Raw genomic sequence first — 14,764 nt, forward strand, 5'->3', positions numbered from 1 at the left:
ATCCTGTCATCACGGGCGGACATCGATGACGCGGATCTCGACCGACGGGTGCACCCACTGTGCGAGGTCAGCGGGGATCTCGTCGAGCGCCGCGGCAAGGTCGGCCTGCAGCGCGTCGGCATTGCCGCTGCCCCACTGGTTACCCAGCGAGCTGTTGATCCCGCCGGCGCCGACTCCGTCGAAGTTCTGCGGGTCACCGCCGGCGACCTGGTCGGGACCATGCAGCACGTGACCGTTGCCGAAGGGTGCGTCGTGCGTGCCGCGCACCTCGTTGGCGTACGCCGCCTGCTCGGCCTTGTCGGCGCGCCCGTTGCCGGTCTCCTCCCGGCGAGTCTGGTAATCGGCCGCATTCTGCTGGATCTCGCCGATCGGCATGCGATTGATGCCCATCTCCTGCAGCCGCGCCTGGCGCAGCATCTCGGCGATGTCGTGGTTCTCGTTCGAGCAGGTGAAGATGATCTCTTGCGTGTCGGCCGTCTGCAGCACCCCGTTGTCGTAGATGAGCGTCGGCGGCTCGCTGTTGAGCGCCGCCTGCACCTCGGGACGCGCCAGAACCTCGGCGGGCGTGGGCCGCGGGGTCGACGCGTACGACGTGTCGCCGTAGATGCGCGGCTGGTCGACGAGGCGGTGCCCGTTGGTGCCGTCACCCTCGTCCACCCGCGCGTCGTCACGTCCGGTCATCCGGTCGGATGCGGCGGTGTCGTACGACGACCCAGGCGTTCCCGCCTGGGTCACGCCCGCGCGGTCCGGCGTGCCGGTCTGCGCGTCGGATCCGGTGGCCGCATCGACGCTCGGGGCGACGTCGCCATCCGGGTCGGCGTCGCCGTCCGTCGGCGTGGTCGGTTCAGGGTATGCCGGCGTGCCGTCGGGATTGACGACCTGCGAGGGCTCGATCGACGCGTCCCAGAATGTGGCATTCGGCTCGTGCGGCGGCCACGGCGTGCGCGTGCCGTTCTGGCCGTCGACCGACCAGACGGTCTCGCCGTCGAAGACGGCGTTGAACCAGTGGCCGTCCTCATTGAACCCGCGGTCGACGCCGACCACGACGTGCGCGCCGGGTCCCTGCGCCCGCAGGCTCGCCTCGATCTGCTCCGGCGTGGCTGCCGTCTGCGGCAGGCCCGTGCGGGCCTCCATCTCGGAGATCGTGAGGGTGCCCGTCTCGGCGTCGACGATCGGACTGCCATTCAGGAAGTCGTTCATGTTCGACGAGACGTTGCCGCAGTTCGTCGCAAAGCCGTTCTCCAGGTCGTACGGGTCGAAGTTCGTGTTCGACTGCGTGAGCGCCTGGTCGATCTTGTCGCGGATCTGCTGGGGCGTGTCCTCGGGCGAGGGCGAGTCGGGATGACGCTCGGCCGGCTGGTCGTTCGACTGGCCGTCCTGGGTCGTGTCCTGGTCGCTGTCGGCGGAGTCGTCGCCCTGATCGGGCTTCCCCTCCGTCGAGGCGGGATCCGTCGTCGACGGGTCGGTGCCGTTGCCGGTGTCGGAGGCTGCACCCGGGCCGTTGCCCGGCGTCGTCTGGGCACCGGGGGTCATGCCGGGCACCAGCTTCGGCGTGGCGACGAGACCCGCCGCACCAGCCGCCGTGGCCGCGGCCGCACCGGCGTCCTCGGCCGAGATCTCGCCCTCCTGCGTATCGGCGTCTTGGCCGTCGGCGCCCTGGCCGTCGGCGTTCTGCGCATCCGCGTTCTGCGCGTCGGCGACGGCGGGCTCGCTGTCGCTCGCCGTGTCCGCACCGTCGGCAAGCACATCCGGGCGCCCCTGCGTGGCGTCGGCGACGGCGTCGGTGGGATCCGCCTGGGCGGCATCGGTCATCTCGTCGCCGACCGCGTCGAGGTCGCCCTGCTCGGGTGCCGTCGTCTCGGTCGGGTCGACAGCGCCCGGGTCGGCGCCGTCGGTGCCGTCGGCGTCGTTCTGCGTGGCGATGTCGGCCTGCGTGTCGTCGAGCACGCGGTCGCCGAGCGAATCGAGCTGAGCTCCGTCGGGCATGTCGATGTCGGACGGCTGGTTGCCCGCCGCGACCGCGGCGCCGGCAGCCGCGGCCCCCGGGGTGGCGTCGTGCGCGGCCTGCGGACCGTCGGCGTTCGACGGGTCCGCGCCCTGGGCGTCGGCGGCCTGCGGGGCGGTGTTCTGCCCGTCGGTGCTCGAGGTCGGGTCGGCGTCGGCCTGGCCCGCGGGATCAGCCTCGGGCTGCGTCGGCACGTCCGGCTCGGACTGCGTCGCTGTGTCGCCATCGGTCGTCGCCGCCGGGTCCACGTCGCTGTTCGCCGCCGGGTCCACGTCGCTGTTCGCCGTGGGGTCGACGTCACTACTCGACGTCGGGTCCACATCACTGCTCGACGTCGGGTCGACGTCACTGTTCGCCGCCGGGTCCACGTCACTGTTCGAGGTGGGGTCGACGTCGTTGTTCGTGGCCGCCGGCTCGGCGTCACTGTTCGAGGTGGGATCGACGTCGCTGTTCGAGGTGGGGTCCACATCACTGCTCGACGTCGGGTCGGCGTCGGGCTGCGAAGGCGCATCCGTGTCGGTCGTCGAGCCCTGATCGGCGGCCGATGCCTCGGCACCGGTGCCGTTGTCCGCGCTCGAACCGGTGTCGGCCGCAGGACCGTCCGCGCCCGTGTCGGCCGCGGGAGCGTCGGTCGACGAGTCGGGCAGACTGTCGGAAGCCGTGGGGGCATCGTTCGAGACGTCGACGGACCCGCCGTCGCCTCCCGAAGCACCGGCGTCACCGCCGCCCGGGGTGGGGCCGTCATAGTCCGACGTCCCGGCCCCGCCGCCACCCGCGGTCGTCGAGCCGCCGGTGCTGCCGCCTGGCGTGGGCCCGTCGTAGTCGGTCGACGATGCGCCGCCGCCGCCGGCCGTGGTCGTCGCGGCGGTCCCGCCGGTACCGGTGGGTCCGTCGTAGTCCGTCGACGTGCCGGCCCCGCCCGCGTCCACAGTGGGAGTCTGGGTGTCGCCTGCCGGCGTAGGAGTGCGGCTTGCGATGTCGTCCGCGCTGCCGGCGGAGTTGTCGCCGTCGCCACCTCCCGCATCCACGGTCGGGGTCTGGGTGTCGCCTGCGGGCGTAGGGGTGCGGCTCGCGATGTCGCCCGCGCTGCCGGCGGCATTGTCGCCGGCGTTCAGGCTCGGCGACGCGCCGTCCGATCCACCGGGAGGGGTGATGCCGTACCGGCTCAGCAGCGACAGGGTGAGCCCCTCCGCGGAGGCGCCGTGCGGGAGCGAGCCCATCGTCGAGCCGCCCACGCTCATCACGCCGCCCATCAGAGCCCCGGCGATCGCGGAGTTGAGCGGATTGAACTCGCCGCCGTCGATCGCGTCGGCGGCGACTTCGCCCGCCGCGCCGCCGGCCACGTCACCTGCGGTCGTGCGGGCGACGCTGCCGAACGTCGAGCCCGGCGAGACTCCGGTCACCGCACGCGTGATGGGGCCCGACCCGCCGCCGATCAGGCGGGTGACAGGCGAGGAGACCGCGGAGCTCACGCCACCGGTCAGGAACGCCATCCCGACGTTCTGCTGCTGGTAGTACTGGTCGCCCGAGTGCACGACGTTCATCGTGATCGTCGACGCGCCGCTGGCGATGCTGCCGATCACGCCCTGCTTGACCGCGCCGGTCAGGTACTTCGCGTTGCGGATGCGCAGCGCCGACGACAGCGACTTCAGCAGATCGCGCAGCTTGTCGATGACGTTCTTGATCTTGTTGACCCAGCGCACGATGGTGGTCACGATCTTGCCGGCGCCTGCGATCGCGCCCAGACCACCGGTCGCGATCGACAGCAGGACCGTGAGCCCGGCCTCGATCGCGATCTCGATCAGCATCTGCTCGATGAACTGCTGGATCGTGGCCTTGGCCTGCTTCAGCTGCTCCTTGTAATTGCCGACCATCGTCTGCAGGTCGCCGACGCTGGTGGCCATGTCGCCGAGCATGGTCTGGGTGCTGGTCGTCGCACCGTCGATGTCGGCCTGCTGGGGCAGCGTCATCCCCGCGACGGGATGGAGCCCTCCGATGCTCGACTTCGCCGCGGTGAGCGCGCTCGCGAGTTCGCGCCACGCGTCCTCGGCCTGCTGCAGCGCGTCTGGGTCCCCCGACGGAAGCTTCACGCCCACCTGGTCGAGGCCGTACTGGATCAGGTCCCCGAACTCACCGAGGTCGAACGGCAGTGCATTGGCGCTCTCGCCGTATGCGGACGGCACACTGCCCGTCGTCACCGGCGTGGTGGTCGGCGCCGGGGTCACGGTCGGCTGCTCGAACGCGCCCGGCTTCTGCGCCGCCTCGTAGGTGCGCGCCGTGTTGATGATCGCGCTCTCGAGCGCGTACAGCACGCCTGCGACCGCAAGGGGCGCCTGCAGGTTGTCGGTGGCGTACTTGTCGTACCCGTTCGCGCCGTCGAGCGCGAAGGTCTCGCCCAGCTCGGCTTCACCCGCCATGGCGCCGGTGCCCGACAGGGCGCTGTAGGCCGCCTCGACGGCGCTCTCGAGCTGCTGGGCGATGCTGCCGTAATCGGCCGCGGCGGTCTCCAGGACGGCCGGGTCCAGTTTCACCTCGGTGCCGCTCATGTCATCCCCCCAGGTTCGCCGTGATCTGTTCCCAGCGGCTGTCTTCGCTTTCGATCGCCGAGGTGTACGCCGCCTCGGCCGCTTCGACCTGCGCCTTCAGCGACTCGGCCGTCTGTCGCATGCCCTCGGCTCCGAGCGCCCATGCCTCGAACTGCGCCATGAAGCGCTGCGATGCCGGTCCCTGCCAGTCGTTCGGAAGCATGTACGCGAAACCGCCCGCTCCGGCTCGCAGAGCCTCGCAGTACTCGATGAGCGACTGCAGCGTCTGCTTGAGGTTGCCGAGCTCGGTCGTGTCGGCGTGCTGTCCTGCCATCAGTCGCGCTCTCCGTCGTAGGGGGCCGCGTCGACGCTGACGGCCTGAGCCTCGATCAGACGGACGTCGCCGTCGAGGGTGCCCAGCTGCACAGGCGCATCCAGGGTCGTCGCGTGGATCTCGGCCGACGGCAGCGGAGCGTCGGGAGTGGCCACGTCCGTGATCTCCTCGCCCTGATCGGCGTCGGCGTCCTTGCGCTGCTCGATCAGCCCCTCGTCGCGCCCCTCGAAGCCCTGGTCCCTGTCGCTGTCCTCGCCATACAGCTCGTCGACCGACTCGCTCGAGAGGAACGGCCCCGTTCCGATCGCATCGGAGTCGCCGTCATCGTCCGTGTCCTCCTGGCCGCCGCCGTAGTAGCGACCATCGCGGCCGCGCACCGCGCCCGCGCCGAACTGCTCCTTCTCGCGGTCTCCCGCGTAGTCACGCCCGAAGAACTCCGCCATGTCCTCGGCACGTTCCTCGCCCGTGGCGACGATCGCGCTGTTCGCGGCGGTGCCCTTGCGCAGTGCCACGACGCCCGGACGCCCCTGGTTCATGCTGCGGCCGACACCCATCTCCGTCGCGTCGTAGCCGCCGCTCGCCGAGATCAGGCCGTTCTGCAGGGCGACGAGCGACAGCCGCACCGCGTCGGACATCGCCACGAACGCCTTCCAGTTCTCCGCGAAGGACTCCTGGTCGTCGCCCTCCCAGTTGGGAAGGACACCGTTCACCTGCGACTCGACCGCGGCGAGATTGCCGTCGAACGTCGCGATGACGGATCCGAGGTGGCCCGCCACCTCCGTGAGCGATTCCGCTCTGACCCTGAACTGCACCATGTGATCTCCCCGAACCGTACGTCGGACACGAGCGCCCGCGCCGGGGCCGCGCGCATGTCAGCGCGCCGGCCCCGGTGCGGGGCGTGAAGGATCAGCCGTTGAACGTCGAGGCGATCGCGGTCTCGCTGTCCTCGTACGACAGCGACGCCTGGTTCAGGAGGTCGCTGATGCCCTGCAGCGACTCCTTGAGCTGCATGCCGGCCTGGTCCCACTGCGAGTACAGCTCGTTGAACGCGACCGACGCCGACGTCGTCACCCAGTCACCCGAGATGAGACCCTCGACGAGCGCCTTGAGGTTGGCGAGCTGCGACTCGATCGACTGCGAGCCGCTGGAGAGCTGACCCGCAACGCTCGCGAGCGACTCCGATGTGACCTTGATGTCTGCCATTTCCGTACCTCCGTGTGTGAGCGGTGCCGCCTGAGGGCCCGCATTGCCGGTGAAAGCGATTGGATCGTGCGCCCCGCACCTCACGGACCCCCCGACCGCTCATAACGCTATCGGCGTATGGCGGATCCGTCACTGGGGGATCGCTCCCCGGGCAGAGCCACCCCGGGGAGGAGTGCCCATGCAATGCGCCGACGGCGCGTCAGGTCAGCGCCTCCCAGAGCAGGCCGAGCGCGGCCAGCGCGCCCATCACCGCCGCGAAGCGCCACACCCATCGCCACGGCGAGACCGGCCGCACGCGACGCGCGGTCGGCGCCACTGCGGTCGATCCCGGACGGCCGGCGTCGCTCCATCGCGCCCACGCGCCGACCTTGTCGCTCAGCGCGTCGACCGCGGCGGTGAGCCGCGGCCATGTCGCCTGGTCGGCGGGTGAGATGGGCCGCGCTGCGTAGATCAGCAGCCAGTCGTCGACCACCTCGACGTCGAGCGCCGCGGCGCTGTCGAGCAGCCGCGCCATGACGTCGGGCGTGAACAGATACAGCGCGTCGCGCTCATGCCCTGCCGGGCAGTGCAGTGCGAACGTGCGGTCGAAGTCGCCCTCCAGCCGCAGTCGCTGGCCACCCGCGATGCCCTCAGACGCGTCCGTCGAGATGATGCCCCCGCCCCGCCGGTTCTCGAGCACGATATGCGGCAGCCGGCGGTCGAGGCGCATGGCCGCGAAGCCCCAGGTGATCCGGTCGCCGTTGAAGATCTGCCCGCGCGCGTTGCCGTACACGACCTCGCGCGGATCGTGAGCGCGGTGCACCTCGGTGACCACGGCGGCGGGGGCGTTCTCGAACACGATGCCGGGCAGCCGAGGGACGGGTGCGGGGCTCACAGCGGCACCACGTCGACGCGCACGTCGCCCACCCACAGCACGTCGCCGTGCAGCACCGCCACGCGTTCGCCGGTGCCCGCCAGCGGGATGCGCCGTCCGCCGCGTTCGATCGCCGAGCCGTTGCTGGACCCGGCATCGCCCGCGCGGAGCTCGCCGGCCTCGAGCTCGAGGAACAAGTGCACGCGCGACATCGACCGGGTGTCATCGGCCACCTCGATGCCCTGGGCGCCCATGTTGACGGCGGTCTGCTCGGGCTTGCGGCCGATGACGGCGGCACCCGCGATCACGACCTGCTGCCCCGTCGAGAAGACGAGCTGCACGCGATCCGGCCAGGCCTTCGCCTCCGGTGCCGCGGGGGCGGCCGGCGCGGGAGCCTGAGCGGGGCGCTGCGGACGCTCGGGCACCGACCAGCCGTCGTCCGCCTCCTCGCGCAGCGCACCGGGCAGGATGAGCTGGCCGCAGCCCAGGCAGTACATCGTGTTGGGTTCGAGCGTCGCGCCGCAGTGGGCGCAGCGTGCGGAGGCCACAGTCGCTCCTCGGTCGTCGGGATCGGATCTCGCCCGGTGTCAGTGCCGGGTGTCAGGATCGGATCGAGATGGTCACTGGCGGAAGTCCGGCACGCGGACCTGGATCCAGCCGGCAGGGGTCATCAGGACGCCGCCGCCCGCCGGTACGGACGAGAGCATGAACTTCGGGATGGGCGTCCCCGCGGCCTGCGTGCCGTACATCGCCGACTGCGGCTGCAGGACGATCGCGCGCCGCGCGCGCTTCGCCTCCACGAACGGGCCGCCGAACAGCGTGGACACCGACTCGATGTCGGCCGCCACGATGAAGCGCGCGCGGTGCTTGATGCCTGTGAGCGCGTGCTCGATCGAGGCGTTCTTGAACTGCTCGACGTCGTCGACCACGAACGTCACGACGGCGTCGCCGTACGGGGCGAGCAGGGCGTCGAGGTCGGCGGGCGCCATCGTGCCGTTGTCGATGACGGTCACCCCCGCCTCGAGCGCCGTCTGCGTCAGCGCCGACGGCCGGGGAGCGGCGACGATCACGGGGACGCGGCGTTCGACGAGCTGGCGCAGGATGAGGGCGAGCAGCGACGAGCGGCCGGATCGGCGGGCGCCGACCGCGATGAAGCCGCCGTCCTCCGGCCACTCCAGCGTGTAGCGCTCGAGCCGGTCGCCGCCGACGCCCACCACGACGCCCGCCGCGGCGTTGTCCGGCGCGAGCGGCAGATCGGCGGCGCTGCTCATGGCGACGTACTTCGGCATCGGGTCGACGCGGAACGGCACCGCTCCCGTCCGCTGCGCGTCCGGCGCGTCCTCGACGTCGCGGTCCCACGCGTCGCGCACCTCCTCGACGATGCGGCGCAGGGCGGTCGTCTGGGCCTCGCCGCTCGTGTCACGGCCGAGCACGGCGAGCTGCGCCTCATTCGCGTCCACGCCGAAGAGCACGCGCCCCGCCGGGAGGTTCGTCGGGATCTCCTTCGCGTAGATGCCCGCCGCACGGTAGTCGCCGACCTCCCGCACGGGAAGCACGTACTGGGTGTCGATGAACGTCGCGATCTTGTCGCCCGAGATGCCGCGGTCGCCGGCCATGACGACGCGCACGCCGACCGCCGGCCCCTCGCGCAGCAGGCGCAGGAACTGGTCGCGGAACGCGATCAGCTGATCCGGGTTCATGGTCGAGAGCATCCGCTCCCAGCCGTCGACCGCGACGACTGCGTACGGGAGGGCCTCGCCGTCGGCTGCCTGCCGGCGCTGCTCGGCGATGTTGCCGACACCCGCGTCGGACAGGACGGACTGCCGCCGCGCGAGGTCCTCGAGCAGGCGCCGCATGAGGCGCGGAAGGCGCTCCGCATCGAGCTGGGTGACGACCGCGCCGCAATGCGGGGCGTCGGCAAGCGGAAGCAGCGCGCCGTTTCCGAAGTCGGCCGCGTAGACGTGGACGTCGGAGGGGCTGAAGCGGCGCACGATCTGCGCGAGCACGGTGCGCAGCGCCGTCGTGCGACCCGACAGAGCGCCACCGAAGAACAGCAGGTGCGAGCCGGTCGCCAGGTCCCACGTGAGGGTGCGCTGGGCCTGGTCGGCGGGGACGTCCTCGAGACCGAGGACGAGCTCCGTGTCGCCGCGCTGCTCGTCATCGAACCGATCGAGCGGCAGGGTCGCCGGCAGCGGCATGAGCCACGGGCTGGGGTTCTTCGGGATGCCGAGCTGGTCGGTCGCGGCGCCCACGAGGTTCACGAGCGCCCGCAGATCGGTGTCGTCGTGATCGTGGTTTGCGGCGTCCTTCGCCGACTGCGGGTACTTCGGCGGGAAGCCGAGCGAGTCCCACTCGAGCGGCGCCTTCGGCGGCAGGACCTTCGTCATGCGCTGCACGCCGGGCCGGATGCCGGCGACGCGGGCGGTCTGGAACGGCGACGGGGCCGACGACGGGCTGAGCCGCGCGAATCCACGACCGGGGGTGGAGGGGCCGATCATCGCCGCCTCGCCCGATCCGATGATGTCGTTCGAGTCGCTGCGGTCGACGACGCGCAGCGCGATGCGCAGGTTGATGTTCGACTGCATCTCGGGCGTCACCACACCGGAGGGTCGCTGGGTCGCGAGCACGAGGTTCACGCCCAGCGAACGGCCGACGCGCGCGATCCGGACGAGCCCGTCGATGAAGTCGGGCAGCTCGGTGCGCAGCTCGGCGAACTCGTCGATCACCAGCATGAGGCGGGCGAGCCCGCGCGCCGCGGCCATCTCGGCGTCCTTCGCCCACGCGGAGTCGATGTCCTTGGCGCCCATCTCGCGCAGCACCTGCTCGCGGCGCTTGAGCTCGGCGTCGAGCGAGGCGAGCGCCCGCTCGGTCTCGCGGGCATCGAGGTTCGTGACCATGCCCACGGTGTGCGGCAGACGCTCGCAGTCGGCGAACGCCGATCCGCCCTTGTAGTCGATCAGCACGAAGTTCAGCGCGTCGGGCCGGTTCGCCATCGCGAGGCCGACGACGAGCGCCTGCAGGAACTCCGACTTTCCCGAGCCGGTTGTACCGGCAACGAGCGCGTGCGGACCGTCCCGCGAGATGTCGAGCGCGAACTCGCCGTCCGCGTTCGCCCCGACGACGACGTAGGTGTTGCGGGGCTGCTGGGTCCAGCGGCGCACGAGCGGGGCGGGGTCGTCGAGGTCGATGCCGAGGAGGTCCACCATCCGGACGCTCGTCGGCAGCATCGCCTCGTCGCCGACGCCCGAGACGTGCTGGATGGAGCAGAGGCTGCGGGCGATCCGCTCGCAGTCGGGCACGGAGACGCCGTCGAGCAGCACCGCCGGGTAGTAGCCGGCGGGCGTCTCCAGGGTGGCGAGCGCGGGATCGGAGGGATCCACGACGACGACGCTCTTCGCCTCCTCGGGAAGCCGCGACCGGTCGCTGTCGAGGGCGAGCACGTGGATCCCGTGTGCGGAACCGTGCTCCAGCAGCGGCACCATGCCGGGGAGCATGCGGAACCGGCGGGCTCCGTCGACGACCACGAGCACGTCGGTGGGCGCCTCGTAGCCGCGCTGGCCGGCCATCCGCATGCGGAGGTCGAGGGCCACCGCGAGCTCGCGCAGCCGCTCGCGGCGCGTGTCGTCGTCGTTGCCGACCATCGCGGGGACGGCATCGCCGATGTGGGTGTGCGGCAGCCACGCGGTCCAGCCCCACTCGTCATCCTGCGCCTCGTCGCACAGCACGATCAGCTCGGCGTCGCGCGGGCTGCGCAGCGTCGCGTAGGAGGCGACCATCGCGCGCGCGGTGGCGCGCACCGCGTCCGCGGGGCCTGCGAGGCCCACGACCCCCTCGCGCAGATCGACGGCGACGGGCGCGGGCGTCACACCCACACGCTGCTCTCCACCGCGGTCCCTGCCGCCGCCCTCGAAGCGCACATCCAGATCGATCTCGGACACGCCGACGCGCAGCTGCACCGCATCCGCGTCCTTCTTCCGGCGCTCCCAGAGGCGCGACAGCGGCCGCAGCGCGATGTCGCGGACCACCACCGGATCCGGCAGGCGGTACCAGGCCTCAAGGCGCTGGCGCTTGACCAGGTCCCGGATGCGCTCCGCAGCGCGGCCGATCTCCTCGATCCACTGCGCCTCGGTCTTCAGGCCCTTCTTCTTCGCCTGGCGGCGCTGCGTCATGAAGGATCCGATCACCATGATCGGGCTGGCCGCCGCCATCAGCAGCATGACCGGGCGCTGGAAGACCATCGCCATCGTCACGCCGAGTACGACGGGGATCACGGCGGAGAGCCACGGCAGCGGCGACGCGTCCTGATCCTCCGGCTTGTCACCCGGCAACGGGATCATCGGCTGCGTGCGCCGCGGCTGGATGCGCGACGGCCGGTTGAAGCCGCGCGCCCCGAGCGCATCGGTGAGGTCGGCGTCGGAACCCGGCGCCATGCCGATCCGGATGAGCATGCTGCCGAGCTGCACGAGATCGGCCGGAACGATCCGTTCCGCGACGGTGATCCGCGTGCCGTTCACGAGCACGACCGCACCCGGCGCCGGAGTCACGGTCGCGAGAAGCGGATCCCCGGGGCCACCCAGGGAGATCTGCACGGTGAGGTGGGCCGCACCGAGCGAGGGGTCGGCGGCGCGGATGTCGTCACCCTCGCCGGAGCCGATCGTGATCGCCTGACCCCGCTCCAGCGGCACGCTCGCACCGGCGAACGGACCGCCGATCACCTCGAGGCGCACAGTGCCGGCGGCCGGCTCCGGCTGCGAGACCGGCGGGATCACCGCCCCGGACAGCAGACCCGCCTCGGCCAGCGGGGTGGCCGGCTCGGCGTCGCGGGCGAGCAGCTGCGGGCTCACGCCCAGCGACTCGGCGACCTCACCGACCGTCGTCGCCTCGTCGACCTTCAGCAGCCACGACTTCCCGTCGCGCTCGGCCGGCGAATCCCGCAGCGTCAGACGCACGCTCATCCGATCCCCCTCATCGTCAGTCCTCTGCTCATCGTGCCCCAACCCGGTCGAGCAAATCCACGAGCGGAGTGAAGATGCCCACCTGCGCGCCGCTGTCCTCCGGAGGGGCCGGCGGCACCAGGGGCGTCGGCACGCGCAGCAGCACGTACTCCTGCGGCTCCTGCTCCTCCTCCGATTCGTCCTCGGATCCGGCTCCATCCGATCCCGCGTCCGGCTCGCCCGATCCGGCCTCCGGCTCCTCGGTCTGCTCGGGTTCCGGCTCGGGCGTCGGTGCCGGGCTCGGCACGGTGCGGGGCTCGGCCGGGGCGATCCGCTCGGGGAGCCCGACGTCGGCCCCCTCGGCGACCAGCGTGACGGAGCCGGTCACGACGTCGCCGCCGCGCGCCACATGGAAGGAGAACTGATCGACGAGCGCCTTCTCGAACGGCCGGTAGCTGGCGATGCCGGAACCGTCGCACACGACGGTGCCGTGGATCGCTCCGCCGCACAGGATGTGCTGCTCGGCGTCGCCCGCCGCACCCTCCGGAACGTGGATGAGCTCGGCAAGCTCGATCTGCCCGCCCTCGGCGGGCAGCGGGCGCTGCACGTGCTGCGCGAGCGGGGCGTCCTCGCCCTGCACGGATACCGGAACGGTGATCATGGTCGGCTGCGACCAGCCGCCGTACATGTCGCCGAAGCGCACCGTGACCTCGAGCGGCCCTTCGAAGGAGGCCTTGGGTCTGATCACGAGGTGCGTCTCGGTGGGGAGGATCGTCGCTGCGCCGACGGGCGCGAAGGAGGTGACCTCGAGCCCTCCGCCCTCCGCGCAGGCGGTGCATTCGACGCCGAGGTCGCTGATCGGGATCAGCAGCGTGCCGCCGGACGGGGCGGGGAAGGGGTACGTCTTCACCAGGATCTCGGGTGCCGCGGGCGGCTCGAGCGACAGCACGTAGTCGATCGTCGTCGTGGAGCGGCCGTTGGTCAGGGCGACCGGGACGATGATCGAGCCGAACTCAGGGTCGTATCCGGGCGAGACGACGGTGAACCCCTCGCCGGCGTCGCAGCCCGTGACCAGGGGCGCGCCGGCGGCGACCACGGCGGGACAGTCGGTGAGCCGCCAGCCGTCGGCGGGCTTGACGACCTTCTCGCCCGTGTAGGGGACCGCGACGGCATTGGGGCCCGCGTAGCCGGTGCCGTTCGCGGCGCCGACAGCGGTGCCTGCGCCGCCGAGGGCGAGGGCGGAGACGGCGACGAGGAGGGCGGCGCGGCCGAGCGCGGCCGCAATCCGTGCGCGCATCCGGCCCTCCCTCATCCGTGGCCGTCCCCGTGGCCGACGGGCTCCATGCTAGGACGGACCGCGACGATGCCCGGGGTGGAGGCCTCCCCGCCGGTCGGTGTGCGCTCGGGCGGCGAGGCGTGCAGAATCGGATCCGAGGCCGCAACCGCGGCAGTGGACGGCCGAGGGGGGATCTCGCATGTCGGAGTCACGACGCGCACTGCGGGAACGCTCCGTGCCCGCCGGGGTCGGCGCGCCGTCGCCCGCGCCCGTGCCCTCCCCCACGCCCGCCCCCGTCGCCGAGCCCCGCCGAGTCCCCGAAGGGACGCTGCTCGGCGTCGAGCCCGGTCAGCCGACGCTGCGCTCGGCCGACCCGAAGCCCCCGCTCGGTCGCGGCGGCTGGCCCCTGCCGACCCTCACGGCACGCCAGCAGCGCCCTCGCCGCTGGTGGGCGCATCCGGCTTTCATCGTGTCGGGCATCCTGACGTTCCTCTCGATGGCCGGCATGGCCGCCTGGATGATCGTGTCGGCGCTGACGGCCACCGACGTCGTGGTGACGGGCCTCACCGTGACCGATTCCCAGGGGACGCTGCACGTCGACTGGAGCGGCCCCGACGCCGTCTACAGCCTGTACGCGCTCAACGGCGACGGGCAGATCGTCGACCTGTCCGGTCAGGTGCGCGGCGGGACGGATGCCTGGCTGCCGGCCGCGGCGAACCTCTACGACGCCGATACGTGCTTCGTGGTCCGCGAGGCGGGGCTCGACGCCGACGTCACGCTGAACACCGCAGACCTCGCGGCGCAGGGCGCGCAGAGCGCGTGCGTCGCCGACGCCCAACCCGCCGGATGATGCGGCCTCACCGCTCGACCTCCCTGCTCGCCGGTGCTGCCGCACTGGCACTCGCCCTCGCCGGCTGCTCGGGCGACGAGCCGGCCGAGGCCGAGCCGCCGCCCAAGCCGGCACCGCCCGAAGCCGACGTGTCGCGGTGGGACCCGGCCAGCGGCGACAACGGTCTGTGGCTGCTGACGGGGGAACCGGCGATCGCGCAGATCGTCCAGGCGATGCGCGACGCGGGCTCGGTGACGATCGAGGGGTCGTTCACGGAACTGGTCACGCCCGCGGACACCGAGCAGGCCCCGTACACGGATCGACGGATCGCCCTTCGTTACGCGGGAGAGCACGGCCGGCTGAGCGCGTCGGTCACCGCCGGGGACACCAGCGTCGACATCGTGATGGTCGACGGCCTCTCGTACGTGCGCGGCAACTCCGCGTATGCGGAGACCACCGGGGTCGAGGCGTTCGGCGAGGGCTGGGTCTGCACGACCTCCCCCGATGTCCTTCTCGGCGACTGGGCGCCGCTGCTCGAGCCGGCCGAGCTCGTCGAGACGCTGCTGTCCGGTGCGGAGGAGTTCGCCGTGATGGAGCCGGAGCCGGGCGCGAAGACGACCGAGGGTGTCGTCGGAGCGGCCGAGAGCCCGTTCGGCACGCTCACCGTGGCGGCGGTGGGTCCGCCGCTTCCGTCGGCGTTCCTCGCCGGGGATGCCTCGGGCGACGGATCCTTCACGTTCAGCGAGTGGGGGATGCCGGCCGAGGTCAGCGCCCCCACCGACGTCGCTCAGCCCTGCGACTGATC

General features: G+C 72.0%; 10 protein-coding genes. 2 read left to right on the plus strand and 8 right to left on the minus strand.

Annotation, left to right across the window (positions count from 1 at the left end; genetic code table 11):
* Positions 1 to 9 precede the first annotated feature (9 nt).
* The 8 genes from ABD161_RS06085 to ABD161_RS06120 all read right to left on the minus strand — a co-directional run bounded on the left by ABD161_RS06085 (position 10) and on the right by ABD161_RS06120 (position 13,151).
* Positions 10 to 4,551, minus strand: coding sequence for a polymorphic toxin type 15 domain-containing protein (locus tag ABD161_RS06085; RefSeq protein WP_344000649.1), 4,542 nt, complete (start codon positions 4,549 to 4,551; stop codon positions 10 to 12).
* Position 4,552: 1 nt separating this feature from the next.
* Positions 4,553 to 4,864 carry a WXG100 family type VII secretion target gene (locus ABD161_RS06090; protein ID WP_344000651.1) on the minus strand — a complete coding sequence of 104 codons (312 nt, stop codon included), beginning with the start codon at positions 4,862 to 4,864 and terminating at the stop codon, positions 4,553 to 4,555.
* Positions 4,864 to 5,679 carry a WXG100 family type VII secretion target gene (locus ABD161_RS06095; RefSeq protein WP_344000653.1) on the minus strand — a complete coding sequence of 272 codons (816 nt, stop codon included), beginning with the start codon at positions 5,677 to 5,679 and terminating at the stop codon, positions 4,864 to 4,866. Before ABD161_RS06095 ends, ABD161_RS06090 begins: the two co-directional genes overlap by 1 nt.
* A gap of 91 nt (positions 5,680 to 5,770) precedes the next feature.
* On the minus strand, positions 5,771 to 6,067 hold the full coding sequence (locus ABD161_RS06100) for a WXG100 family type VII secretion target (protein WP_344000655.1): 297 nt from the start codon (positions 6,065 to 6,067) through the stop codon (positions 5,771 to 5,773).
* 199 nt (positions 6,068 to 6,266) lie between these two features.
* Positions 6,267 to 6,941: a hypothetical protein gene (locus tag ABD161_RS06105; RefSeq protein ID WP_344000658.1), complete on the minus strand. Its 675-nt coding sequence runs from the start codon at positions 6,939 to 6,941 to the stop codon at positions 6,267 to 6,269.
* Positions 6,938 to 7,468, minus strand: coding sequence for an FHA domain-containing protein (locus tag ABD161_RS06110; protein ID WP_344000660.1), 531 nt, complete (start codon positions 7,466 to 7,468; stop codon positions 6,938 to 6,940). Before ABD161_RS06110 ends, ABD161_RS06105 begins: the two co-directional genes overlap by 4 nt.
* Before the next feature lie 72 nt (positions 7,469 to 7,540).
* On the minus strand, positions 7,541 to 11,875 hold the full coding sequence (locus tag ABD161_RS06115; protein WP_344000662.1) for a type VII secretion EssC family protein: 4,335 nt from the start codon (positions 11,873 to 11,875) through the stop codon (positions 7,541 to 7,543).
* Positions 11,876 to 11,903: 28 nt separating this feature from the next.
* Positions 11,904 to 13,151, minus strand: a complete 1,248-nt coding sequence (locus ABD161_RS06120) for a hypothetical protein (RefSeq protein WP_344000664.1) — start codon at positions 13,149 to 13,151, stop codon at positions 11,904 to 11,906.
* A gap of 178 nt (positions 13,152 to 13,329) precedes the next feature.
* Between ABD161_RS06120 and ABD161_RS06125 the strand changes: the two genes are divergently transcribed.
* Positions 13,330 to 13,980: a hypothetical protein gene (locus tag ABD161_RS06125; protein WP_344000666.1), complete on the plus strand. Its 651-nt coding sequence runs from the start codon at positions 13,330 to 13,332 to the stop codon at positions 13,978 to 13,980.
* Positions 13,980 to 14,762, plus strand: coding sequence for a hypothetical protein (locus ABD161_RS06130; protein ID WP_344000668.1), 783 nt, complete (start codon positions 13,980 to 13,982; stop codon positions 14,760 to 14,762). The genes ABD161_RS06125 and ABD161_RS06130 overlap by 1 nt, the downstream gene beginning before the upstream one ends.
* Positions 14,763 to 14,764 lie beyond the last annotated feature (2 nt).

The organism is Microbacterium paludicola (genome assembly GCF_039529675.1).
Classification (GTDB): Bacteria; Actinomycetota; Actinomycetes; order Actinomycetales; family Microbacteriaceae; genus Microbacterium; species Microbacterium paludicola.

Bases quoted from the DNA above. Each gene is read 5' to 3' on its own strand.
- ABD161_RS06115 (WP_344000662.1), bottom strand. From the start codon at position 11,875: ATGAGCGTGCGTCTGACGCTGCGGGATTCGCCGGCCGAGCGCGACGGG.
- ABD161_RS06090 (WP_344000651.1), bottom strand. From the start codon at position 4,864: ATGGCAGGACAGCACGCCGACACGACCGAGCTCGGCAACCTCAAGCAG.
- ABD161_RS06125 (WP_344000666.1), top strand. From the start codon at position 13,330: ATGTCGGAGTCACGACGCGCACTGCGGGAACGCTCCGTGCCCGCCGGG.
- ABD161_RS06095 (WP_344000653.1), bottom strand. From the start codon at position 5,679: ATGGTGCAGTTCAGGGTCAGAGCGGAATCGCTCACGGAGGTGGCGGGC.
- ABD161_RS06085 (WP_344000649.1), bottom strand. From the start codon at position 4,551: ATGAGCGGCACCGAGGTGAAACTGGACCCGGCCGTCCTGGAGACCGCC.
- ABD161_RS06130 (WP_344000668.1), top strand. From the start codon at position 13,980: ATGCGGCCTCACCGCTCGACCTCCCTGCTCGCCGGTGCTGCCGCACTG.
- ABD161_RS06120 (WP_344000664.1), bottom strand. From the start codon at position 13,151: ATGCGCGCACGGATTGCGGCCGCGCTCGGCCGCGCCGCCCTCCTCGTC.
- ABD161_RS06100 (WP_344000655.1), bottom strand. From the start codon at position 6,067: ATGGCAGACATCAAGGTCACATCGGAGTCGCTCGCGAGCGTTGCGGGT.